The sequence below is a fragment of the Massilia varians genome, assembly GCF_027923905.1.
In the GTDB taxonomy this organism is placed as follows: domain Bacteria; phylum Pseudomonadota; class Gammaproteobacteria; order Burkholderiales; family Burkholderiaceae_D; genus Telluria; species Telluria varians_B.
The window spans coordinates 1,906,542-1,928,842 of the sequence record NZ_AP026966.1 but is presented as its reverse complement, the minus strand read 5'-3'; the positions used below and the strand labels follow the sequence as shown (position 1 = coordinate 1,928,842).

At 68.4% G+C, this 22,301-nt stretch carries 22 protein-coding genes; 5 read left to right on the top strand and 17 right to left on the bottom strand.

Going from position 1 to position 22,301, the window contains the following annotated elements; genetic code table 11:
- The first annotated feature begins 168 nt into the window (after positions 1–168).
- The 4 genes from murJ (at position 169) to MasN3_RS08795 (ending at position 4,837) form a co-directional block, all read left to right on the top strand.
- Positions 169–1,719: a murein biosynthesis integral membrane protein MurJ gene (gene murJ / locus MasN3_RS08810; protein WP_281913602.1), complete on the top strand. Its 1,551-nt coding sequence runs from the start codon at positions 169–171 to the stop codon at positions 1,717–1,719.
- 228 nt (positions 1,720–1,947) lie between these two features.
- Entirely contained in the window at positions 1,948–2,973 is a 1,026-nt protein-coding gene (locus MasN3_RS08805; protein ID WP_281913600.1) for a glycosyltransferase, read from the top strand.
- Positions 2,974–2,982: 9 nt separating this feature from the next.
- Positions 2,983–3,897, top strand: coding sequence for a formyltransferase (locus MasN3_RS08800; RefSeq protein ID WP_281913598.1), 915 nt, complete (start codon positions 2,983–2,985; stop codon positions 3,895–3,897).
- 1 nt (position 3,898) lies between these two features.
- Positions 3,899–4,837 (top strand): xylanase, encoded by a 939-nt coding sequence (locus MasN3_RS08795; protein ID WP_281913596.1) that lies wholly within the window; start codon positions 3,899–3,901, stop codon positions 4,835–4,837.
- A 59-nt stretch (positions 4,838–4,896) separates the two neighbouring features.
- Here the strand turns inward: MasN3_RS08795 and MasN3_RS08790 are convergent, their stop codons facing one another.
- From MasN3_RS08790 to MasN3_RS08725, 15 genes are all read right to left on the bottom strand, one after another.
- Positions 4,897–5,943: a bifunctional UDP-4-keto-pentose/UDP-xylose synthase gene (locus tag MasN3_RS08790; RefSeq protein WP_281913595.1), complete on the bottom strand. Its 1,047-nt coding sequence runs from the start codon at positions 5,941–5,943 to the stop codon at positions 4,897–4,899.
- A gap of 38 nt (positions 5,944–5,981) precedes the next feature.
- Positions 5,982–7,379, bottom strand: a complete 1,398-nt coding sequence (locus tag MasN3_RS08785) for a glycosyltransferase family 39 protein (RefSeq protein ID WP_307730420.1) — start codon at positions 7,377–7,379, stop codon at positions 5,982–5,984.
- 9 nt (positions 7,380–7,388) lie between these two features.
- Positions 7,389–7,658: a hypothetical protein gene (locus tag MasN3_RS25205; protein ID WP_307730412.1), complete on the bottom strand. Its 270-nt coding sequence runs from the start codon at positions 7,656–7,658 to the stop codon at positions 7,389–7,391.
- A gap of 114 nt (positions 7,659–7,772) precedes the next feature.
- On the bottom strand, positions 7,773–8,495 hold the full coding sequence (locus MasN3_RS08780; protein ID WP_281913594.1) for a type II secretion system protein: 723 nt from the start codon (positions 8,493–8,495) through the stop codon (positions 7,773–7,775).
- 2 nt (positions 8,496–8,497) lie between these two features.
- On the bottom strand, positions 8,498–8,881 hold the full coding sequence (locus MasN3_RS08775) for a type II secretion system protein (protein WP_281913593.1): 384 nt from the start codon (positions 8,879–8,881) through the stop codon (positions 8,498–8,500).
- 5 nt (positions 8,882–8,886) lie between these two features.
- Positions 8,887–9,357 carry a type II secretion system protein gene (locus tag MasN3_RS08770; RefSeq protein ID WP_281913592.1) on the bottom strand — a complete coding sequence of 157 codons (471 nt, stop codon included), beginning with the start codon at positions 9,355–9,357 and terminating at the stop codon, positions 8,887–8,889.
- Entirely contained in the window at positions 9,357–11,357 is a 2,001-nt protein-coding gene (locus tag MasN3_RS08765; RefSeq protein WP_281914465.1) for a secretin N-terminal domain-containing protein, read from the bottom strand. Before MasN3_RS08765 ends, MasN3_RS08770 begins: the two co-directional genes overlap by 1 nt.
- A gap of 41 nt (positions 11,358–11,398) precedes the next feature.
- Positions 11,399–11,941 carry a hypothetical protein gene (locus MasN3_RS08760; protein ID WP_281913591.1) on the bottom strand — a complete coding sequence of 181 codons (543 nt, stop codon included), beginning with the start codon at positions 11,939–11,941 and terminating at the stop codon, positions 11,399–11,401.
- Positions 11,938–12,513, bottom strand: coding sequence for a hypothetical protein (locus MasN3_RS08755; protein ID WP_281913590.1), 576 nt, complete (start codon positions 12,511–12,513; stop codon positions 11,938–11,940). Before MasN3_RS08755 ends, MasN3_RS08760 begins: the two co-directional genes overlap by 4 nt.
- On the bottom strand, positions 12,510–13,070 hold the full coding sequence (locus tag MasN3_RS08750) for a PilN domain-containing protein (protein ID WP_281913589.1): 561 nt from the start codon (positions 13,068–13,070) through the stop codon (positions 12,510–12,512). Before MasN3_RS08750 ends, MasN3_RS08755 begins: the two co-directional genes overlap by 4 nt.
- Complete coding sequence (locus MasN3_RS08745; RefSeq protein WP_281913588.1) at positions 13,067–13,873, bottom strand: hypothetical protein; 807 nt, start codon at positions 13,871–13,873, stop codon at positions 13,067–13,069. Before MasN3_RS08745 ends, MasN3_RS08750 begins: the two co-directional genes overlap by 4 nt.
- Positions 13,866–15,560 carry a GspE/PulE family protein gene (locus MasN3_RS08740; protein ID WP_281913586.1) on the bottom strand — a complete coding sequence of 565 codons (1,695 nt, stop codon included), beginning with the start codon at positions 15,558–15,560 and terminating at the stop codon, positions 13,866–13,868. Before MasN3_RS08740 ends, MasN3_RS08745 begins: the two co-directional genes overlap by 8 nt.
- Positions 15,557–16,759: a type II secretion system F family protein gene (locus MasN3_RS08735; RefSeq protein ID WP_281913585.1), complete on the bottom strand. Its 1,203-nt coding sequence runs from the start codon at positions 16,757–16,759 to the stop codon at positions 15,557–15,559. Before MasN3_RS08735 ends, MasN3_RS08740 begins: the two co-directional genes overlap by 4 nt.
- A gap of 66 nt (positions 16,760–16,825) precedes the next feature.
- Positions 16,826–17,290, bottom strand: a complete 465-nt coding sequence (gene gspG / locus MasN3_RS08730; protein WP_281913584.1) for a type II secretion system major pseudopilin GspG — start codon at positions 17,288–17,290, stop codon at positions 16,826–16,828.
- A gap of 149 nt (positions 17,291–17,439) precedes the next feature.
- Positions 17,440–17,865 carry a hypothetical protein gene (locus MasN3_RS08725; RefSeq protein ID WP_281913582.1) on the bottom strand — a complete coding sequence of 142 codons (426 nt, stop codon included), beginning with the start codon at positions 17,863–17,865 and terminating at the stop codon, positions 17,440–17,442.
- Between the two features lie 321 nt (positions 17,866–18,186).
- Between MasN3_RS08725 and MasN3_RS08720 the strand changes: the two genes are divergently transcribed.
- Positions 18,187–18,519, top strand: coding sequence for a hypothetical protein (locus MasN3_RS08720; protein ID WP_281913581.1), 333 nt, complete (start codon positions 18,187–18,189; stop codon positions 18,517–18,519).
- Between the two features lie 118 nt (positions 18,520–18,637).
- Here MasN3_RS08720 and MasN3_RS08715 read toward each other — a convergent pair whose 3' ends face one another.
- Positions 18,638–19,261, bottom strand: a complete 624-nt coding sequence (locus MasN3_RS08715) for an NF038129 family PEP-CTERM protein (protein WP_281913580.1) — start codon at positions 19,259–19,261, stop codon at positions 18,638–18,640.
- A 22-nt stretch (positions 19,262–19,283) separates the two neighbouring features.
- Positions 19,284–22,289 (bottom strand): ExeM/NucH family extracellular endonuclease, encoded by a 3,006-nt coding sequence (locus tag MasN3_RS08710; protein WP_281913579.1) that lies wholly within the window; start codon positions 22,287–22,289, stop codon positions 19,284–19,286.
- Positions 22,290–22,301: the final 12 nt, after the last annotated feature.

Genomic DNA, 22,301 nt, shown 5'->3' with positions numbered 1-22,301 from the left:
ATGTCCGACGAGTGCCTGCCCAACGATTCGTGTCTGCTAACAGAATTCAGTACAGCCCACGATTATAGCGAAGGAAAGCGTTTAGGGCAATTCATAATTCAGACATTGTCGCCCCGGAGCACGTGCGGCCGCGCTTTCCGGACTGTTGCCCAAGTATAATCCCGGGCCATGAACCTGCTCCGTACCCTCGCCGCTATTTCCAGCATGACCATGGTGTCCCGCGTCACCGGTCTGCTGCGCGACAGCCTGTTTGCCGCCACCTTCGGCGCCTCGAATTTCACCGACGCCTTCAACATCGCCTTTCGCCTGCCCAACCTGCTGCGCCGGCTGTTCGCGGAAGGCGCGTTCTCGCAGGCCTTCGTGCCGATCCTGACCGAGTACAAGACCAGGCATGGCTCGGCCGCCACCAAGACCCTGGTCGATCATGTGGCCACGGTCCTGATCTGGGCGACGGTGCTCACCAGCCTGCTCGGCATCCTCGGAGCGCCGGTGCTGATCTACCTGATCGGCGGCGGCCTGCAGCGCGAGCCGGCTGCCTTCGACGCCGCGGTGCTCATGACGCGCATGATGTTCCCCTACATCGTCTGCATGGCCTTCGTGGCCCTGGCCAGCGGCGTGCTCAATACCTGGCGCAACTTCAAGATCCCGGCGATCACACCGGTGCTCCTGAACATTTCCTTCATCGTCTCGGCGCTGGTGCTGGCCGATCATTTCGAGCAGCCGATCTACGCGATGGCGGTGGGCGTGTGCGTGGGCGGCCTGGCCCAGGTGGCGATCCAGATCCCGTCGCTGATGAAGCTCGGCATGCTGCCGCGCCTCTCGCTCAACCCCTTGACCGGCCTGCGCGACAGCGGCGTGCGCCGCATGCTCGGCAAGATGGGGCCGGCCGTGTTCGCGGTGTCGGCGGCCCAGATCAGCCTCCTGATCAACACCACCATCGCGGCCAGCCTGGCCGCCGGCGCGGTGACGGCCCTGCAGTACGCCGACCGCCTGATGGAATTCCCTACCGCCCTGCTGGGCGTGGCGCTGGGCACCATCCTGCTGCCGAGCCTGGCCAAGGCGAATACCGAGGGCGACACCCAGGAATACTCCTCGCTGCTGGACTGGGGCCTGCGCCTGACCTTCCTGCTGGCCCTGCCCTCCTCGGTCGGCATGGCGACGCTGGCGGTGCCGATGATCGCCACCCTGTTCCACTATGGCGTGTTCAGCGCCGCCGACGTGTCCCACTCGGCGCTGCCGCTGATGGCCTACAGCGCCGGCCTGCTCGGCTTCATCCTGGTCAAGACCCTGGCGCCGGCCTTCTATGCGCGCCAGGAAGTGCGCACCCCGGTCAAGATCGCGGTCGGCGTGATGGTGGCGACCCAGCTGCTCAACCTCGTGTTCGTACCGCTGTTCGGGGTGGCGGGCCTGGCGCTGTCGATCGGCGTGGGCGCCTGCGTCAACGCGGCTTTTCTCTACACCGGGCTGCGCCGGCGCCACATCTACGTGCCGCAGCCGGGCTGGGGTAAGTTCTTCCTCAAGCTGCTGGTCGCGGTGAGCGTGATGGGCGCCGTGTCCTGGTTCGGCCAGGCCCAGTTCGACTGGATCGCGCTGCGCGCCACGCCGCTGCTGCGGGCCGGCGCGCTGGCGGCGATCATCGCGGTGGCCGCTGCCGCCTATTTCGCGGTACTGCTGGCGCTGGGCTTCCGGCCGCGCGACTTCAAGCGCCGCGCCAAATAAGCGCCGCCCGGGACCGCCGACCCTGGTCCCGGTGATGCTTGTCGGCAGCCCACGGTGCGCAGTTGGGGAGCTTTCTGCGCACGCCTGTCGAAGATCAAGCGATCCCACGAGGGGAAGGCTTTATGCTGTTCGGTACCGCGTTGCGCCGCTGACTTTACCGTCACGGCGCGCCGGCTTGGTTCTTCGAGATCAACGGCACCGAGAGGCCACTCCCGCACGGAATCCGGAATGCCCTACCAACAGCATGCGCAACAGCCATCGGCGGCCGACGCGCCCGCCGTCTCCGTCGTCATCCCCGTCTACAACGAGGAAGCGGTCCTGGCCAGGCTGTTCGCCCGCCTGTATCCCGCCCTGGACGCGCTTGGCCTGCGCTACGAGATCGTCTTCATCGAAGACGGCAGCCGCGACGCTTCGGCGGCAATCCTGACCGAACAGTACCGGCGGCGCCCGCGCGAGACCCGCGTGCTCCTGCTCAACGGCAACTACGGCCAGCACATGGCGATCCTCGCGGGCTTCGAACAGGCCCGCGGCGAGATCGTGGTCACGCTCGACGCCGACCTCCAGAATCCCCCCGAAGAAATCCCCAAGCTGCTGGCCTGCATGCGCGCAGGGCACGATTACGTCGGATCGATCCGCCGCCGGCGCCAGGATTCCGCCTGGCGCCGGCTGTGCTCGCGCCTCATGAACCGGCTGCGGGCGAAGATCACCAGCATCCGCATCACCGACCAGGGCAATATGCTGCGGGCCTACGGCCGCAACGTGGTCGAGCTGGTCAAGCTGTGCGGCGAGGTCAACACCTTCGTGCCTGCGCTCGCCTACCGTTTCGCCCGCAATCCGGCCGAGATCGTGGTCGAACACGAGGCGCGCACGGCCGGGCGCTCCAAATACGGCTTGTACGGCCTGATCCGCCTGAACTTCGACCTGATCACCGGCTTTTCGCTGGTGCCGCTGCAGTGCTTTTCGCTGCTGGGCATGGCCATGTCCTTGCTGTCCGGGCTGCTCGTGCTGGTGCTGGCGCTGCGCCGCCTCGCCTTCGGCGCCGAAGCCGAAGGCGTCTTCACGCTGTTCGCGATCGCCTTTTTCTTCAACGGCATCATCCTGTTCGGCATCGGGCTGGTCGGCGAGTACGTCGGCCGCATCCATCAGCAGGTGCGGGCGCGGCCACGCTACGTGGTGGCCGCCATCCTGCAGGACACGCCCGGACCGGACAAATATACGGACAAAAATGCGCAGGCATGCGCACGCTGTCGATAAGGGGACACCATGCGCTCTCCACCCAGGCGCATCGTCGCCTTTGCCTACCACGACGTCGGGGTGCGCTGCCTCAAGGTGCTGCTCGCCGGCGGGGTCGATATCGCCCTGGTCGTCACCCATCGCGACGACCCGGGTGAAAACACCTGGTTCGGTTCGGTGGCGGCGCTGTGCCGGCTGGAAGGCATTCCCTGCATCATGCCGGAAGCCGGCGCGCCCGAACTGCCGGCCCGCATCGAGCAAGCACGCCCGGACCTCATCTTCAGCTTCTACTATCGCCACCTGCTGTCCCAGGCCGTGCTGGAGCTGGCGCCGGGCTTCAACATGCATGGCTCGCTGCTGCCGCACTACCGCGGCCGCGCCCCCGTCAACTGGGCAGTCCTGCATGGCGCCAGCGAGACCGGCGCCACGCTGCACGAAATGACGGCCCGGCCGGACGCCGGCCCGATCGTGGCGCAGCAGGCGGTGCCGATCCTGCCCGACGATACCGCCTTCGAGGTGTTCGGCAAGGTCGTCGTCGCGGCCGAAATGGTCCTGGTGAAGGCCTTGCCGGCGCTGCTGGCAGGCCGCGCGCCGCGCCTACCCAACGAACTGATCCGGGGCAGCTACTTTGGGGGGCGCCGGCCGGAAGACGGCAGGATCGACTGGTCCCTCCCCGCGCAGCAGGTCTACAACCTGCACCGCGCGGTCGCGCCTCCCTATCCCGGGGCCTTCACCGAGGTCGGCGGGCGCCGCTGCGTGATCGAGCATGCGCGCCTGGCGAAGGGATCACTGCGCCCCCCCGCCGCGCCCGGGCTGGCGGTGGTCGACGGCGCCATCCTCGGCATCTGCGGCGATGGCCATGCACTGGCCATCCACAGCCTGCTGGCCGATGGCCGGCGCATCGGACCGGCCGAACTGGACGCCCTGCTCACCAAGCCGGGCTGACATGGCGCTGCTCGTCCTCAAGGTCGACGTCGACACCTTGCGCGGCACCCGCGAAGGCGTCCCGAGGCTGGTACGCATGCTCGCCGCGCGCGGCGCCGGCGCCAGCTTCCTGTTTTCGCTCGGCCCGGACCACACGGGCCGGGCGCTGCGGCGCGCGCTGCGGCCTGGCTTCCTCGGGAAGGTCGCGCGCAGCTCGGTCGTGAGCCATTACGGCATCAAGACCCTGATGTACGGGGTGCTGCTGCCCGGTCCCGATATCGGCAAGGCGGCCGGCGCCGACATGCGCTGTGCACGCGATGCCGGTTTCGAATGCGGCATCCACGCCTGGGATCACGTGGCCTGGCAGGATCGCGCACGCACGGGCGACCCTGCCTGGACCGGCCGCATGATGGAAGCCGCCGAACGGCGCTACGTCGAGGTGTTCGGCGCGGCGGCGCCCACCTGCGGGGCTGCCGGCTGGCAGATGAACCCGCATGCCTTTGCCCGCCACGACAAGGCCGGCTACCGCTATGCCTCCGATGGCCGCGCCCTGCTGCGCGACGACGGCACCCTGCTCGACCCGCGCTCCGGCCCCTACCGCCTGCCGGGCGGATCCTGCATCCAGATGCCCACGACCCTGCCGACACTGGACGAACTGCTCGGGCGCACGATCGGCGGCCGGCGGCTCGACGGGAGCAATGTTGCCGCTCACCTGCTGCAGCTGACGGCGAACCGGCATCGCGACCACGTGTATACCCTGCATGCCGAACTGGAGGGCCAAAGGCTGGCGCCGGCTTTCGAACACCTGTTGGCCGGCTGGGCGGCCCAGGGCTACCGCTTGGCGTCGATGGCCGCCTACCACGAGACGGTCCGGCAAGCCGTGCTGCCGGAACTGGCGCCATGCTGGGGCACGGTGCCCGGGCGCTCGGGCGAGCTGATCATCGACAGGGCGCCACGCTGAGGGCCCTGCCCCCGCTGCCAGCCGGCCCGGTTCATGGCCCGTTGCTCATGGCCCCGTGCTCATGGGCCGTTAGTCAGGGCACGGGCCTGGGTGACCTGGTCGCGATAGGCATCGAAGATGCGGCGCAGCACTTCTTCCAGGCCCGTGCGTGGGGACCAGTCCAGGTCGGCCTGGGTATTGTCGATCTTCGGCACGCGCTGCAGCACGTCCTGGTAGCCGGCGCCGTAATAGACGCAGGAACTGGTCTCGACCAGCCGCACCTTGCCGGCCATCTCGGCATACTCGGGATACTCCGAGGCCAGGGCCAGCATCATATTGGCCAGCTCGCGGATCGAGCAGTTGTTCGCCGGATTACCGATGTTGTAGATCTGACCGCTGGCCTTGCCGTCCGTATTGCGTATGATGGCCTGCAAGGCGTCGATGCCATCGTCGACGTAGGTGAAGGTCCGCTTCTGCTCGCCCCCATCCACCAGGTGGATCGCTTCCCCGCGCACGATATGGCCGAGGAACTGGGTCAGCACGCGCGAACTGCCCTCTTTCGCCGCATGGATCGAATCCAGGCCAGATCCGATCCAGTTGAAAGGACGGAACAGCGTGAAGTTCAGGCCGGCCATGCCGTAGCCCCAGATCACGCGATCCATCAGCTGTTTGGCGCAGGCGTAGATCCAGCGCGGTTTGTTGATCGGGCCATAGACGAGTTCGGAGCACTCCGGATCGAACTCGGCATCGCGGCTCATGCCATACACTTCCGAGGTCGAGGGAAACACCAGGTGCTTGCCGTACCTGGCTGCCCAGCGCACGATCGGCAGGTTGGCCTCGAAATCGAGCTCGAACACGTGCAGCGGGTCCCTGACGTAGACCGCCGGTGTCGCCACCGCCACCAGCGGCAGGATCACGTCGCATTTCTTGACGTGGTACTCGACCCATTCCAGGTTGATGGTGATGTCGCCTTCGAAGAAGTGCATGCGCCGCTGCCCCAGCAAATCGGCGATGCGGTCGCTGTGCATGTCCATGCCATACACTTCCCAGTCGGTCGTTCGCAGGATGCGCTGCGACAGGTGATGGCCAATGAAGCCGTTGACGCCAAGGATGAGGATTTTTTTCATCATGTTTCCAGGCTGTGGATGGCGGCGCTGTCTCGCACTCAGCGATTGGTGATGATGCTGCGGCGCGCATCCGATGCGACCAGGCGCAAGGGCAGTTGCCGGTGCCGCAGCTCGCGCAGCACGCTTGGCGACACGATCGCGAGTGCCGGCCGGTTCTGCCGCCAGCGCCGCTCGAACTCGGCGATGGAGGCGATCGCCAGGCCGGGCTCCTGGCGCAGGCCGAAGTCGAACTCGTCCCGGTAGTTCACCAATACGACGGTCCGCTGCAGATAAAAACTCAGGGATTGTTCGTAGGTCCCCACCGAATAGACGATGCTGTCGGCCCGTAGTTCGGCGCGCATGGCCGGTACCAGCGCGGTTCCCGCGCGCAGGCGTCCGATCGGTTCGTATCCCGCCAGCAGGAGCTGGACCGAGACGAAGCCGGCCACCGCCAGTGCCAGCACCACGCCATCGCGGCGCATCCGCAGCGCGCAGTACAGCCCAAGCGCGCCACCGGCCAGCGCCGCCAGGCCGGCGCCGACTATCCACGGCTGGCAGGCCGCGTACGCCGCGGCCTCGCCGGCGCGTATCTTCAGGCGCCCGTGCATCGGACCGAACACCAGCAAGAGGAGGCCCAGCAGGCACAGCACGGCGGCGCCGGCGGCCAGGTGGCGGCGCCCGGCCTCGGCGAGAAACAGCGCGATCAGCAGGGCCAGGGCCGGAAAGACCGGCAGGATATAGCCCGGCAGTTTGGAACTGGAGGCGCTGAAGAAGACGAGGGTAAACAGCACCCAGGCCAGCACCAGCACGCGGGGCTGGAACCGGCCGGCGCCGCGCCGCACCGCCGCCAGGCTGTGCGGCAGCACGCCGAGCCAGGGAATGCTGCCCATCGCCAGCAAGGCCAGGAAGAACCACCATGGGGCTTCGCGGCGATGCTCCTTGAACAGGAAGCGCTCGACGTGTTCGTGGATGAAGAAGAACCGCGGGTGCTCCGGATTGTGCATCCAGACCAGCACGAACCAGGGTGCAGCGATGGCGAGGAACAGCAGGCCGCCGCTGACCGGGTACAGGCGGCGCCACGCCAGTGGGTCACGCATGGCGAGCGCATGGCAGGCGAGCGCCCCGGCCGGCAACACGATGCCGACCAGGCCCTTGGACAGCACGGCCAGCGCCATGGCCGCCCAGCATGCCAGCATCCAGCGATGCCGCTCGGCCGGCGCCGCCCCGTCGCGCTGGGCCAGCAGCAGGCAGCACAGCGCCAGCGTGGTCATGCCCGCCAGGCCCATGTCCAGAGAACTGATCTGGCTGCAAGCCACCCAGTACAGGCTGGAACCGAGGACCGCGGCGGCGTACAGGCCGACGCGGGGCCCGTACAGGCGCCGGGCCGTCCAGCCGGTCATGCCGACGCCGGCCAGCCCGGCCAGGCAGCTCCACAGGCGTGCCTGCCATTCGCCCAGGCCGAACAGCTAGAAGGACAGCGCCGTCATCCAGGTCTGCAGCGGCGGCTTCTCGAAATACTTGATGCCGTTCAGGCGCGGCGTGATCCAGTCTTTGCTCACGAACATTTCGCGCGCCATTTCGGCGTAGCGTCCCTCGTCGGGCGGCACCAGGGTGCGCAAGCCCAGCACCGAGCACAAGACGAGGACGAAGCCCGCGCCCAGCGTCCAGGGCAGGATCCGTGTCCAGGCTGGCGGTGCCCGCAGCGCGGCGGTGCTGGCATGGGATAAGGCAGGCATGTGAGGAAGTCTCGGAAGTCCAGGCGCTGTCCATTGTCGTCGCGTCGCAGTGCCTGGATTTGAGCCTGCTCTATCGTCGCCGGGAACCGCGGCGCTCCCTGTCGGGACAGCGTCCTAGTGGCCCGAGTCCTGCGATTGGCCCGGCGGCTCCTTCGGTTCCTTCGGTTCCGTCGCTTCGTCCGCCTCGGCCGGCTTGTCGGGCGCCGGCTCCTCCGCGGGCGGCTCGTCCCGCGCCGCTTCCGGCTCCGGCACGGGCGGTGGCGGCTCGGCGGCGGGCGGCGCTGCCGGTGTCTGCGGCGCCGGCGGCGCCGGCGGTGCGGCGCCCGGCTGTGGCTGCGGCGCCATGGCCGGCGGCTGAAGCGGCGCCGCCGCGCCCTGCTGCTCGGCCATGAACTTCCAGTCGGCGATGTGTTCGCGGTTCCCGAAGCCGGGGAAGCGTTGGTCGAAATTGGCCACCTTGAGCGGCCTTGCCTGCGACAGGCTGTACACGCCCAGGATGCGCCCGCCGTCACCCGCCCGCACCAGTCCCCATTCGTCCTTGCCGCTGACCGGGTCGACGAAGATCTTGCGCAGGTGCCGGCGCGGATTCGGAAAACGCGTGTCGCGCAGCAGTTCCTGCAAGGTCAATGGCTGGGCCGGCTGGCCGCGCGGCGTCGCTTCGGCATAGGTCCGCAGCGCCGTGCTGAACTGATAGCCGATCTCGAGCAGCTCCTGCTCCGCATGGGCGCGCTGCAGCAGCGAACCGATCTTCAGCGTGGCCGCGCCGACCATGCCCAGGATGAAGACGAAGATGATCAGGCCGAGGTAGGTGAAGCCGGCCTGGCGGCGGGCGCGCACCGCTACCACTCCGCGTAGGGCGTGCCCTTGCGGCCCTTGCCCGGCGCGCCGCTCCTGATGTTGCCGACTTCGCCCTGCTCTTCCTCCTGCGGCGGCTCCACGATCCAGCTCTCGCGGCTCTCGGTAATCGGGTCCATCGGCAGCTCGCGCAAGTACTTCTTCTCGACCAGTTGCTCGAGCGAATCCGGATAGCGCCCGGTGTCCGCCCGGTACTGGTCGATGACCGCGCGCGTATTGCGCAGGTTCTCTTCGAGGATGCTGTCGCGGGTGGCGTCGATGCTCGGGAAGAAGCGCGGCACCGCCAGCGTCAACAGCAGGGCCACGATGCCGAGCACCACCAGCAGTTCGATCAGGGTGAAGGCGCGCAGGCGCGTGAGCTTGGACATCGGATTCACCACTTGTTGTAGGGAGTGCCGTTCAGGGCCGTTTTCCCGGACATCGAGTACACGTCGTAGACGTCGTCGCCCTCCTTCGGCTCGTGCGCTTCGCTGGCATAGCTGCGCTTGCCCCAGGTCTCGGCATTCGATACCGCCGGATCGGCGTGGAAGGGGTCGCGCGGCAGCCGGCGCATGAAGTAGATCTGCGCCTGTTTCGGACTCTTCTGGTCGCGCACGCCCTCGACCAGCATCTCCAGGCGCGGCGGGTAGCCGGTGGCGCCCGCGGCCTTGGCCACGCGGCCCTCGTCGCTGGCCTTCTTGTAGGCGTCGATGCCGGCGCGGATCTCGCGCAGGGCGCGGCGCAGCTCCACCTCGTCGCGGCGCTGGGCCGTGACCTGGGCCACCGGCACCACCAGCGTTCCCAGCAGGGCCAGGATCGCCAGCGTCACCAGGAGCTCGATGAGGGTGAAGCCGCGCATGGACATCAGTTCTGCGTGGCCGGGTTCGCGGGCGGCGGCGGCGCCACCGGGACCACCTGCAGGTTGGGCGCGGGCGCGGTCGCCGACGGCGGCGGACCGGATTGCGGCGAGCCGCTCTGCGGCGTGACGGGCAGCTGCGAGGGCGGCACCGAGATCGGGCGATCCGGCGCTCCGGCGGCCGGCGACCCGGCGGCCGGCGCAGGTGCTGCCGGGGCAGTGCCCTGCACCGTCGCGGCGGCACGGACAGCCGCAGCGGGCGCCAAGGCGCGCGCCGTGCTGTCCGGACGGCGCCGGAAGCTGGCCTCGGTGCCGGCGCCGAACTCGGAGACCGCGGCGGCCGGGCGCTGCACCGTGCGCACCAGGCGCGGGGTAATCGACAGCACGATCTCGGTGCGGTCGCTGGTGTCGCGCGTGCTGCCGAACAGGCGGCCGACGATCGGCAGGTCGCCGATGCCCGGCAGCTTGCTGCCGCTGGAGCGGTCCTCATTGCTGATCAGGCCGGCCAGCACCTGGTTCTCGCCATCCTTGAGCTGCAGGAAGGTGGTCGCCGAGCGGGTGCCGATGCGGTAGGCCACGGTGCCGGAGTTGGTCCGCACCGAGTCGCCCAGGGTGCTGACCTCGAGCGAGATGCGGATGCCGACCTCGTTGTTCAGGTAGATGGTGGGTTCGACGTTCAGGGTCAGGCCGACGTCGATGTAGTTGACCGACTCGGAGGCGAAACCGCCCACGCCCGACGAGATCGTGGTCGAGATGTTGGGGATCTTGTCGCCGATGACGACCTTGGCCTTTTCCTTGTTGCGCACGCGGATGCGCGGATTGGCCAGGATATTCGAGTCGCCGTCGGTCTTGTTGGCATTGACGGTGGCGGTGAGGTCGCTGACGACGCCGATGTTGCCGCGGTTCAGGCCGCGCAGCTGGTCGATCGAGACCGGCTCGCCATCGAGGTTCGCCAGCGGCGTGAAGGACACCGACTTCGGCCATGCGATGCCGAGGTCGACCAGGCGGCTGCGCTTGATCTCCAGCACCTCCACTTCCAGCATCACTTCCGGCTCGGGTACGTCCTGCAGCGCCACCAGCTGGGTCGCCACGCGCACCGCTTCCGGGCTGTCGCGCAGGATCACCAGGTTGAGCTTCTCGTCCACCACCACGTCGCGCGACTTGAGGATGGTCTTGAAGGTGTTGGCGATGTTCTTGGCGTCGGCATTGGCCAGGAAGAAGGTCTTGACCGTCATCTCCTGGTATTCCTTCAGCTTGGCCGCCACGTTCGGGTAGATCAGGATGGTGTTGCTGTCCATGACCTGGCGCTCGAGCTGGTTGGTCATCAGGAGGTAGTAGACCGCCGCCTCGACCGTGCTGTTCTTCAGGAAGATCGAGCTGCGCTGGTCGGCCTTGACGTCCTTGTCGAACACGAAGTTCAGGCCGGCGTGGCGCGAGATGACTTCGAAAATCTGCTTCAGCGGGGCATCGCGGAATTCCAGGCTGATCGGCTTGCGGAAGGACGCGGCCAGCGCCGCTTCCCCGGCAGGGCTTGCCGCCGCCTTCTCGTCCACCTCCAGCATCAGGAGGCGCGCCGGCTCGTGCGCCGGGCGCTCGGTCAGGATCGCCGACAGCTTCTGGCGCGCGGTGTCGAACTCGCCCTTGTCGAACGCGCTGCGCGCCTCCTGCAGCAGGATGCCGTGGCGGCGGTCGGCCTCGACCTGGCGCAGGCCGGCTCTGGCGCGCTCGTTGGCCGGATCGAAGGCCAGCACGCGGCGGTAATCCTCCAGCGCCTGCTCGACCTGGTTGTTGGCGAGCGCGCTTTCCGCCTGCTGGACCAGGCGGTTGGCCGCCGTGTCGCGCGCGCGCAGCCAGGCGGTCCGGTACTGGGGGTTGCCCGGGTCGGCGGCCACCGCCTCCTGGTATTTCGCCAGCCCGGCCGCCACCTGGTCCTGCGCCACCAGTGCATTGCCTTCCTGGTAGGCGCGCTGGCCGGCGCAGCCGCCGATCAACACCGCCGCCAGGGCCATGCCCAGCACATGTGCCTTCGTGGGCGAAACTAAGCGAAGCATCAGTCGAACACTCCAATATTGAGCTGCTGAACCTGGTTCAGCGGCAGGTAAGTCAGGGTCAGCACCGGCGGCCTGATCGCGTCGACGCGGTACATGCCGTCGATGACGGTGTTCTCGCGCACGAGATGGGTACGGTCGCCGCGGGCCAGGTAGATCTCCCAGACGCCGTCCTGCAGCGACTTGCCGATGAAGGTGAAGGGCAAGGGCGGCGCAGTCGGCGGCGGCGGCGGCGGCGCGGGGGCCGGCGGCGGGGGCGGCGGGGTCCAGTCCTGGCGCGCGAACACACCATTCCCGTCCCCGTCGAAGCGGTCGTCGCCGTCGCCGATCAGCACCTCGCGCGGGACCAGGCGCAGGATCGCCACGGTGTTCTCCGACGCCTTGTCCGGCCTGGTTTGCGGGTCTGGTGCGCCAGCGCCGGACGCCGGCGCCCGCGCGCGCTCGACCGGTTCGGCCACCACGTCCTCGGGACTGTTGTCGCCGAAGACCGCCAGGACGGCGGCGGCCACCAGGGCCACGCCCATCGCGATATGGCGCGGCTTCATCGCGGCGCTCCCGGCGTCGCGGACTGGTAGAGCGTCAGGCGCAGGCGCGCCTCCACGGCCTCGTTGCCGATCGCGTCGCGCCGGAACGCCACGTCGTCGAGCGAGGCATGCGGCAGCGCGCGCAGCGCGTCGAAGGCGAACTGCCAGATCGCGCCGTAGCGGCCCGTCACCGGCAGCGTGATCTGGTAGGTGAAGAAGCGCCCTGCCCGGTCCTGGCTGCCGCGGTACTCGCCCTGGCGCAGGGTCAGGCCGTTCTTCTCGGCCAGCGCGAACAGGGTCTTGAGCTGGCGTTCGACCTTGCCGCGCTCGCCCAGCGATGCATAGAAATGCGCCAGGTTCTGGTCGGCGCTCGGCGCGGGCGCCGCAAGCGCCCTGGGCGCCGGCGGCGGCATGGCGGCCTGACGGCGCGCCGTTTCGTACTGTTCGTCGAGGCCGGCCAGCGCCCGCAGCATCAAGAAGATCGCCACCGTGACGCCCAATGCCAGCGCGATTGCGCCGGCCACGACCGGATTCGTGCGACGCAGCGCCAGCACGATGCGCAGCCACAGCGCGGACAGGTTCAGGTCCTTCATTGGCTGCCCCCGCCCGTACCCCATTGGGCACTGATCTGGAAGCGCAGCGGCCGGTTCGGCTCCTGCTCGGCGATCTCGTGGCGCACCAGGGCGCTCGAGGCGAACCAGCCCTGCTCTTCCATCTTCGCCACGTAGGCCAGCATGTCGTCGCTGTTCTTCGCCTCGGCCGTGATGCGCAGGGTGCGGCGCTTGGCGTCCGGCTCCAGCGCCAGCAGGGCAACGTTGCCCGGCGTGGCGGCCCGCACCGCTTCGACCAGGTCGCGCCACGGCAGGTTGAGCTGCATGACGGCGTCGTTGACGGCCTGGGCCTGGGCCTCGGACACGGTGAACTTCGGCGCCGCCGCCACCGGCAACGGACGCACGGCGCTCGGGCGTGCGGCGATGGCGGCCTGCAGCGCCTCCAGCTGCGCGCGCTCTTCCTGGTAGTTGACGACCTGCGATACCAGCCCGAAGCACAGGCAGGCGGTGGGCACCAGCAGGGCGGCGAAGCGCGGCGGCACCCGGAACAGGGCGCGCCGCAGCGTGCGCGGCGCAAAATCGATGTCGGTGCGCTTCATGATGCGATCCCGGTGCGCGCCAGGCGCACGTGCAGTGGCCAGTCGGCGCTGTCGTCTTCCAGCAGGGTGCAGGCGAATTTCAGCCGGCCGGCCGCGCTGGCCCAGCCTCCAGGTGCCGCGCCGCACAGCTGGATGCGCTCCGGCCGCCCCACCCCGAGCCGCAATGCCTCACGCGCGACGTGGGCTTCCAGCCAGTCGCGGTCGGCCCCTTGCGGGATCAAGGCGGTGCGCACCGCGGCCAGGGAACTGCCCTCGTAGGCGGCGATCGACAGCACGCCGCCATGCACCAGGCCGAACCAGGCGCCCGGACGGCGCTCGCGGCGCCAGGCGTTCATCGCGGCCACGAACTGCGGCGCCACCTCGACCAGGTGGAAGCGGTGCTCGCGCCCCAGGGACTCCAGCAGCCCCAGCAGCGCTTCCGGCGCGGCGGCCGCCAGGAAGGGACGCGCCGCATCCCAGTCGGCGCTGATGCGCCACTCGAGCGGGGGCGCGCCGAACAGGTGCTGGTGGCGCAGCGCCGCGGCGGCCCGCAGGTCGCCCATGCGCGTCGCTCCCGGCGGCGGCGGCACCTGCCACATGCGCACCAGCTCGTCGGCCAGCACCACGCTCACCGGCCAGCGGCGCGGATCGCATTCGCCCAGCAGCGCGCGCAGGCCCTTGCCCAGCGCATCCGGGGCGCCGGCTTCGAGCGGCAGCAAGCGCAACACCTCGGCGCCCGCGCGCGGCCAGCCGCTCACGCGCAGCAGCGCCAGGCCGTCGGCGGCCACCCCCAGGCGCAGGGACTGTCCGAACTTCCTATGCATGCAAGGTCACCCGCTTGATCTCGTCGATGGTGGTGGCGCCGCGCCTGACCAGGTCGAGCGCGGCCAGGCGCAGGCTGCGGGTGCCGTTGGCGTGGGCCGCGGCCTTGATGCGGCGGATCGGCTGCTTGTCGACGATCAGCTCGCGGATCTCGTCGTTCAGGGTCAATATCTCGGCGATCGAACGGCGTCCGCGGTAGCCGGTGCCGCGGCAGTCGCCGCAGCCCTTGCCGCGCATGAAGACGTAGCCCTCGACATCCTCGCGCGCCAGGTGTACCGAGGCCAGTTCCGCCGCGTCGGGCTGGTAGCGCGCCGCGCAGTGCGGGCAGTTCATGCGGATCAGGCGCTGGGCCCAGATGCCGTTCAGGGCCGACACGAAGGCGTAAGGATCGATGCCCATGTGGGTGAAACGGCCGAACACGTCGAACACGTTGTTGGCGTGGACGGTCGTCAGCACCAGGTGGCCGGTCAGCGCCGACTGCACCGCGATCTCGGCGGTCTCGCGGTCGCGGATCTCGCCGACCATGATCTTGTCGGGGTCGTGGCGCAGGATCGAACGCAGGCCCTTCGCGAAAGTCAGGCCTTTCTTCTCGTTGACCGGGATCTGCAGGATGCCCGGCAGCTGGTACTCGACCGGGTCCTCGATGGTGATGATCTTCTCGCGCCCGTTGTGGATCTCGGTGAGCGCCGCGTACAGGGTGGTGGTCTTCCCCGAGCCGGTCGGACCGGTCACCAGGAGCATGCCGTAGGCTTCTTGCGCCAGCGCGCGCAGCGAGGCCAGCGAAGGCGCGTCGAAGCCCAGGGCTTCGAGCGTGAGCGCGCCATAGGACTCGATCATGGCGCGCTTGTCGAGGATACGGATCACCGCGTCCTCGCCATGGATGCTGGGCATGATCGAGACGCGCAGGTCGATGTCGCGTCCGCCGGACTCGACCCGGAAGCTGCCGTCCTGCGGGATGCGGCGTTCGGCGATGTCGAGCTCGGCCAGCACCTTCAGGCGCGAGATGATGTGCTCGGCCAGCTCGATGCCGCCCACCGTGGCCGCGTGGTCGAGCACCCCGTCGACGCGGTATTTCACGGCAAGGCCGCCGGCCGTGCTCTCCAGGTGGATGTCGGAGGCGCCGGCCTTGAGCGCGTCGTAGAGCGTCGAATTGACCAGCTTGACGGCCGGGCTGCCGCTTTCCGACACCGAGGCGAAGGACAGCACCTGGGCCGTCTTGCCGTCGCGCCGGGCCTCGGCATCGCCGCCCACCAGGCTGTCCACCGCGCGCGCCGATTCCTCCTGCTTGGACAGATAGGCCTGGATATCGGACTGCAGCGCCAGGCACAGGTCGAGCGGACGGCTGGCGGTGGCGCGCGCCTGGGCCCCGAGCCAGGTCTGCAGGTCGAGGTCGAAGGGATCGGACAGCACGCCCGTCAGGCGCCCGGCCGCGTCGCGCAGCAGCACGCAGTGGCGCGCCATGGCCGCGGCCAGCGGCAGCAGGTCGAAGGCCGGAGACTGGGCCAGCATGGCGGCGGTTTCCATCACCGGCAGCGCGAACGGTGCCGCCAGCTCGCGGATGATGCCGCGCGGCTCGAGCCCGGTCAGTCCCTCGAGTTCGGCCACCAGGCCGCGCCGCGACACGGCCGCCTGCGCACGGGCGCGCGCCAGCAGCGCGGGATCGAGCAATTTATCCTGCGGCGCGTTCAAGACATGTCTCCGGCAAGATCGAAAATCGGCATGTAGAGCAGCACCACGATGGCGCCCACCACCAGCCCGATGGCCGCCATCAGGAGCGGCTCGAAAGTACGGGTGAAGCGGTCGATCCAGCGTGTGATCTCGCCGTCGTAGAAGGCGGCCGACTGGGTCAGCATGGGTCCCATGTCGCCGGTGCGCTCGCCCACGCGCAGCATGCGCAGCGAGATCGGCGTCGTCAGGCCGTTGGCTTCGAACGCATTGGACAGCGGCTGGCCGGATTCGATGGCGGCGCGCGCATGCAGCAGACCCTTGCGCACGCTGCCGGACACCATCGGATGCACGGTCTCGATGGCGCCGACGATGGTGATGCCGCCTTCGGTCAGCATGCCGAGGGTCAGGTAGAGGCGCGACAACTCATAGATGCGGGCGCGCTCGCCGATGCCGGGCAGGCGCACCAGGAGGCGGTTGATACCGCCGCTGCGCACCATGTGACGCACGCCGGCGAAGGCTGCCACGATGGCCAGCAGCGCCGCGACCAGGATCGCGCTGCCGTGCCTGGAGGCGAACTGGCCCCAGTCGAGCAGCAGCTGCGACATCCAGGGCAGCGTGCGCCCTGCCCCCTGGTAGACCTCGGCGAACTTGGGCACCACGTAGCCGATCAGGAAGGCGCTCACGCCGCCGCCCACCAACAGCAGGATCACCGGATAGATGGAAGCGCTGACGATCTTGGCGCGCACCAGGTCGATGCGCTGCTGGTAGTCGATGTAGCGCGCCAGGGCCCGCGGCAGGTCGCTGGTGCCTTCGGCGGCGCGCACGATGCCGACGTAGAGCGGCGGGAACAAAGCGGGTTGGGCGGCCAGCACGCTGGAAAAGCGCTTGCCCTCGCGCAGGCCGGCGAGCAGGCGTTCGAGCACGCCGCGCGCGCCCGGGCTGGCTTCCTTCTCGAGCAGCGCTTCCAGGCCCTCGACGATGCCCAGGCCCGCGTTGAGCAGGGCCAGGAGTTCCTGGCTGAACAGGACCAGCGACAGCTTGCCGCCGCCCTGGCGCCCGAAGCGCAGGCCGGCGAAGGGCGAGCTGCGCGCCGGTTCGACGGCGCTGACGAACAGCCCGCGCGCCTCGACCTGACGGCGCGCGTCGAGCGCGTCGGCGGCATCGACGACCAGGTTCGAGATCGACATGTCGGGCGCAAGGGTGCGAACGGCGAACTGCATGAAAGCGGGCCCGGCTGAGTTTCAGGTCTGGACGGTCAGGAACGGCGGCGTGCTGGCAAGACGCGTTCAGTTCGACGAAATATCGGCATTGTCGCCGGTGCCGCCCGGCTGGCCATCTTTACCGAGGGACAGGATTTCGTATTCACCCTTGCTGCCCGGCGAACGATACTGGAACGGACGGCCCCAGGGATCCTGCGGCACGCCCTTCTTCAGGTAGGGGCCGTTCCACTTGGCGCCCGCGCTCGGCGGCGCGGCCATCAGGGCATTCAGGCCTTCCTCCGCGCTGGGGTAGCGGCCGACGTCGAGGCGGTAGGTGTCGAGCGCCTTGTCGAAGGCGTCGATCTGCGCCTTCGCCACCGTCACTTCGGACTTGCCGAGCTGCGAGAAATACTTGGGGCCGACATAAGCTGCGAGCAGGCCGATGATCACGATCACCACCAGCAGTTCAAGCAGGGTGAAGCCTGCCTGGGCGCCACGCGCGCGGCGCGGCGCGGCCCGCTGTCCGGCATGCTGTTCCAATACTAAATGCATCGACCGACTCCTATTGCACATACGAAAACCTTGGCATGGAAGGCTAACACGGCGCTCGATGCCAAGACAACATTTCTTTATTTTTTGCCATCGACAGCCACGATTGCAGCCACGCGGCGCCTCCCGCTTGCGCGAGCGCTGCGCGGCGCTCAGCGCGCCGCCGCCGGCGCCGCTGCCCCCAGCTGGCAGCTGCCGCTGACGCATACCGCCCCCGGGTCGGGCAGGTGGCGGCAGATGGACATCATGCCGCCCGCCTTGTTGGCGGCCTGACGCTCGGCCTGGTACTGCTCGCCCAGGGCGCGCAGGGCTTTCTCGTCGGTGCCCGACATCGAATACGGCAGGTAGCCCTCCGGACCGCCGCAAGCCATGGCCCCGACCGGCAGGGTGCGGCACTGGCCGGACTCGGTGCAGGCGCCGCCCCCGGCCAGCGCGCGCAGGCGCGCCAGGGTGTCGCCGCCGCTAGCCCCGCCGGCGCTGGCGCCTGCCGGCGCCGGAATGGCCTTGCGGCCGGGATCCTGGGCCTGGCTGGCGCAGGCGGAACAGGCGAGCAGGAAGATAAGGATGAGTTTTCGCATACGTTCATCTTCCCTGCTTGCCAACATGTGGTCAAGCGAATCCCTGCACGCATGGCCCGGCTGGCCACGATGACCGGAAAAGCGAGGACACGTCGTTGCACAGCAACACTCAATCGTTGCCGCAGAACATCAATTTCCCACAAGAACTTTTTATTTCCTTAAAAACAGATGTACGAACTGTCGCCAAAACCCGCCAACTTCGCGCATTTCTGTTTCTAAATCTTAATATTTGCTGTTCACTAACGAAAATAATTGAGCACTGGAAAAATTTACTCACTACAATAGGATTCGTTACAGACGAGCTTGCTCAACAGACAGACCATGAACATCTCCTTCCGTACTTTCTCCGCCATCGCCCTGACCGCCCTCCTGACCGCCTGCGGCGCGGGCCAGCAGGAGACCCAGACCCCAATGACGCTCGGCGCGGCAGTCCAGAGCGACCTGGGCGTCGCCACAGCTGCTACCGTCCCGCAGTCCACTGCCGTGTCGACCGGCCCGGCCGTTGCCGCCGCCACCGGCCCGAACAACCCGGTCCCGGACTGCGCCGCCGAAGGCTGCCGCAGCCTGCGCATCATCGACGGCAACGCCGAAGCCTACCGCATCGACGCCATGCGCCGCGCAGCGGCCGAAGGCAATGGCCTGACCCAGTCCTGATCGACCCGCCCTCCCCCGCGGCGGCGCAGCCGGTGCCGCCCGTTTCCTCGTCAGGCAATCCCACGTCCTAAACAAGAACACCTGCCTGCCGGCAGGTGTTCAGAGCCCTGAAAAGGGTTCAGCGGCGTGCCTGCATGCGGCGCATCGCGCCGATCAGGAACAGGCCGGTCAGCACCAGAGCCCAGTCCGACGGCTCCGGCACTTCATTGATGATCTGCACCTGGGCCAGTTCAGCGCCGATGAAGCTCACCGCGCCGGCCGGCGTGATGGTGAAAACCAAGGCTGCGTCGCCCCAGGTCAGCGGAGCGAAGTCCAGGTCGAGCAGGCCAATCGCGAAGTCCGAGGCCAGGCCGCTCCCTGCGATATCGAATTGCAGGTCGAAGCTGAAGCTGTCGCCGAAGGTCACCGCCTGGCTGACCAGGGCCAGCGTGTCGCCGGCCACCAGGGTAAAGCCGCCGGCGCGGCTGCCGTTGGCGCGCTCGCTGCCCAGGCCGAGGCCGTCATCCGGCTCGAAATACGGATCAAGCGCGCCGTCGAAGTTCCCCTGCAGGTTGGAAACGCGCGCCACCGAGCTGCCGGCGCCGATCAGGCCGCCGAAACTCATGTCGAGGAAGCCGGCCTGGCCGGCCCAGCCGGTGTTCAGGGTGACGCGGTAGATCGGTCCCGCCAGCGCGGCGGGAGCCGCGCTCAGGACAGCCAGCGCCAACAGTGCGCGCAGGAAGAAGTTCTTGAAGTTGTTCATGTTGTGCTTTCCCTGGTTTTAATTAGAACGTGCCCGAGTACAGCTTCGGCGTGTAGCCGATCGCCTTCTTGGACGGGTTGCTGAACGTGGTGGTCACGGTGATGCTGGCGCCCGGGGCGAGCGATTCCGGCAGCGTGACGTAAGGCGCACCGTTGAACGTGCCTGCGGCGCCGTCGAGCGTGACGCCATCGGTGAGGCCCTGCAGTACGAAACGCAGCGGCCCGGCCAGCGCTGCGGCGCCGGTGTTGGTGAAGGTGATCTTGCCGGTGTACTTCAGGGTGGCGCGGTTCATCGTCAGGCCGCTCTGGGCCACGTCGACCGAAGCGGTGACATCGCTGAAGGCCGGAGTGAGCGCCAGACTGACGACCACCGGGTCATGGTCCGAGGCGCGGTAGGCCCCTTCGCGGTACGGATCCTGCTCGGTGTCGCCCAGGTTGTAGTCGATGTGCTCCGGCTCATCGGCATTGTTGTGCCATTCGGCTGCACCGGCTACCTGCGGGCTCAGCGAAGCGCTGGCCAGCGCGTGGTCGAGGTAGCCGGCCTGGCCATCGAACACATAGGAATACGGCATGCCGAGCGGGCGGACGAAGCGTTCGATCTGGTTGACGAAGCCCCTGCCGGTCAGCAGGTTGATCGGATTCTCGAAGGCATAGGCGTTCAGGTCGCCGATCACCAGCACGTCGGGGTCGCCTGCGGCCTGCACCACTTGCGGGATGAAATAATCCGCCAGGCGTGCCGCCTGGTTGACGCGGGTGGTATCCCAGCAGCCCTGGCCGTTGCCCGGATCGAGGTCGCCGCCGCTGGCGCCGCTGCAGCTGGCCTTTGACTTGAAATGGTTGACGACCACGGAGAACCTGGCGCCGTTGCCGGCCTTGAAGGTCTGGGCCATGGGCGGACGGTTGTTGATGCGGTCGCCATCGGACAGCGCGCCGCCCACCAGCGAGACCACGGCAGGCTTGTAGATCATGGCCACGCGAATGGCGTCGGTGCCGGTAGCGGCAGGCGCCGGCACGGCTGCATAGACCGGCTGGCCGATCGCGGCATTGAGCTGCTCGACCAGGTAGTTGACGGCAACGTCGCCGTTGTTCTGGATTTCCATCAGACCCACGACGTCCGCATCCAGGCTTTTGAGCGAGGCCACGATCTGATTACGCTGGCGCAGGAACTCGGCCATGTTGTCGGCGCCGCGGCACTCGCTGGCCGAGGTGCGCGCACCGATCGTGCAGCCCTGGCCGGTGCGGCCCCAGGCGTCGCCGCCGTTGGTGAACGTCGTGAAGAAATTCAGCACGTTCGCGCTGGCGACCTTGACGCCGGCCGGCAGGGTCGGCGCGAGTGGACGCGGATTGGTGCGCGAGAAACGCGGGGCTTCGGTCGGCTGCAGTTTGAAGGCCGCGCCGCCGCCGCCGATCGAACCGTAGTCGAGCACGCCGGTCAGGCCGCTTACCGTGTCGCCGGCGCGCACGGTATTGTCCTCGCCGAGGTAGGGAATGACGGCCGGGGCGGTGAAGATGCCGTCGTCCAGCACGATCTCGTTGGCCGCATGCTGCTGGGCCAGCGCCGCCGCTTCGGGCGAACCGGCCGGATAGCGGTTGGTCGGGTTCTCGCGGCGGCCGTAGGCGAGGGTCAGTTCGCCGCGGTCGCCCAGGTACTTGTTCTGGTTGACGGTCAGGTCGGTCACGAAGCGCACCAGCATGCCTTCGAAGCGCGCCAGGTCCTGATTGGGCAGTTCGATATTGGTCGGCGTCACCGACTGGCCGCTGGCCAGTTTGACGACCGGCGCGATCTCGGTCAGCTCGGTATAGCTACGGTTGGCGCCGCTTGGGCGGTATTCGGTGACCTTGCCGCTGACGCGCACGCGGTCGCCCGGATTGATGCCGTTGACCAGCGCGGCATTGTTGTTGAAGACGTAGATGCCGTCCGAGGTGGTCGGGTCGCCGTCGCCGACCGGGTCCTGCACGAACAGGCTGTTGCCCAGCCGGGCCGTCACGACGCCTTCGGTCGACTGCACGGTGCCGGCGTAGGGGCTGGTCGCCCCGCTGCCCTGGATCTTCGGAATGCTGAGCTGGCCGGCCACGCTCACGGTGACCGTGCAGCTCGCCTCCTGGCTGTCGTTGTTGGTGAAGCTGACCTTGACCGGGTAGCTGCCGGCCGCGACCGCGGCGTCGACCTGCAGGGTCACAGTGGCGCTGCCGCCGATGCCGGCGGCCGGCGCCAGGCCGGCCAGCACGATGCCGGATGTGGCGCCCGAGGCGATCACGGCATTGTTGACAATGCTGTCCTTGTCGCTGGCCGACAGCAGCGCCGAAGCGCCGCTGCCCTGCTGGACCTGCAGGCCCGCCGGACAGCTCGCAACGATCGGCTCCGCGACCGGACCGCTCGGCGAGCACTGGTGGCGCGGGCTGGTGCTGGTGCGCGGGACAACCGCGCCGACACTGAAGTCGGCGCCGTTCTGGTCGCTATCCTGGCAACCGTTGCCCAGGCGCGAGGCCGACGTGGCATTGCCGATGCTGGCGGTCGGCGCATCGCCTTCGAATCCGACCGTGCCGTTGCCGTAGCCGACCAGGTCGACGAGCGCTGCGCTGGCCGGCTTGGTGCCGCTCAGGGCGGTGGTGCTGTTCGCCAGCGCCACCTTGCCGGCGCTGGCGGCCATTGAGATGCTGCCGTTCAGGTCGGACGGGGTCTCCGGCCTGGTGGTGTCGCTGCCTGCCGCCTGACGGACCAGGAAATACTGACCCGGCTCGAGCAAGGTGCCGGCCGGGATGCGCGTCACCTGCCAGGAACTTCCACCGCTGGATGCGTACTGCACACTCCAGTTACCGATATCCACCGTGGCGCCGCTGCGATTGAACAGCTCGATGAAGTCGTGCCTGTAGGTAGCGACGTTGGTGCCATTCCCGCCGGCGCCATAGACCTGACTGATGACGACGTTGGGCGATTCGGCGAACGCCGGCACCGACAGGCAGGCGAGCAAACCCGCCAGCACGGTGAGACGGCCAGGAGAAAGGGGCAATGCGGCGTACTTGGTCATGGGATCCCTGAA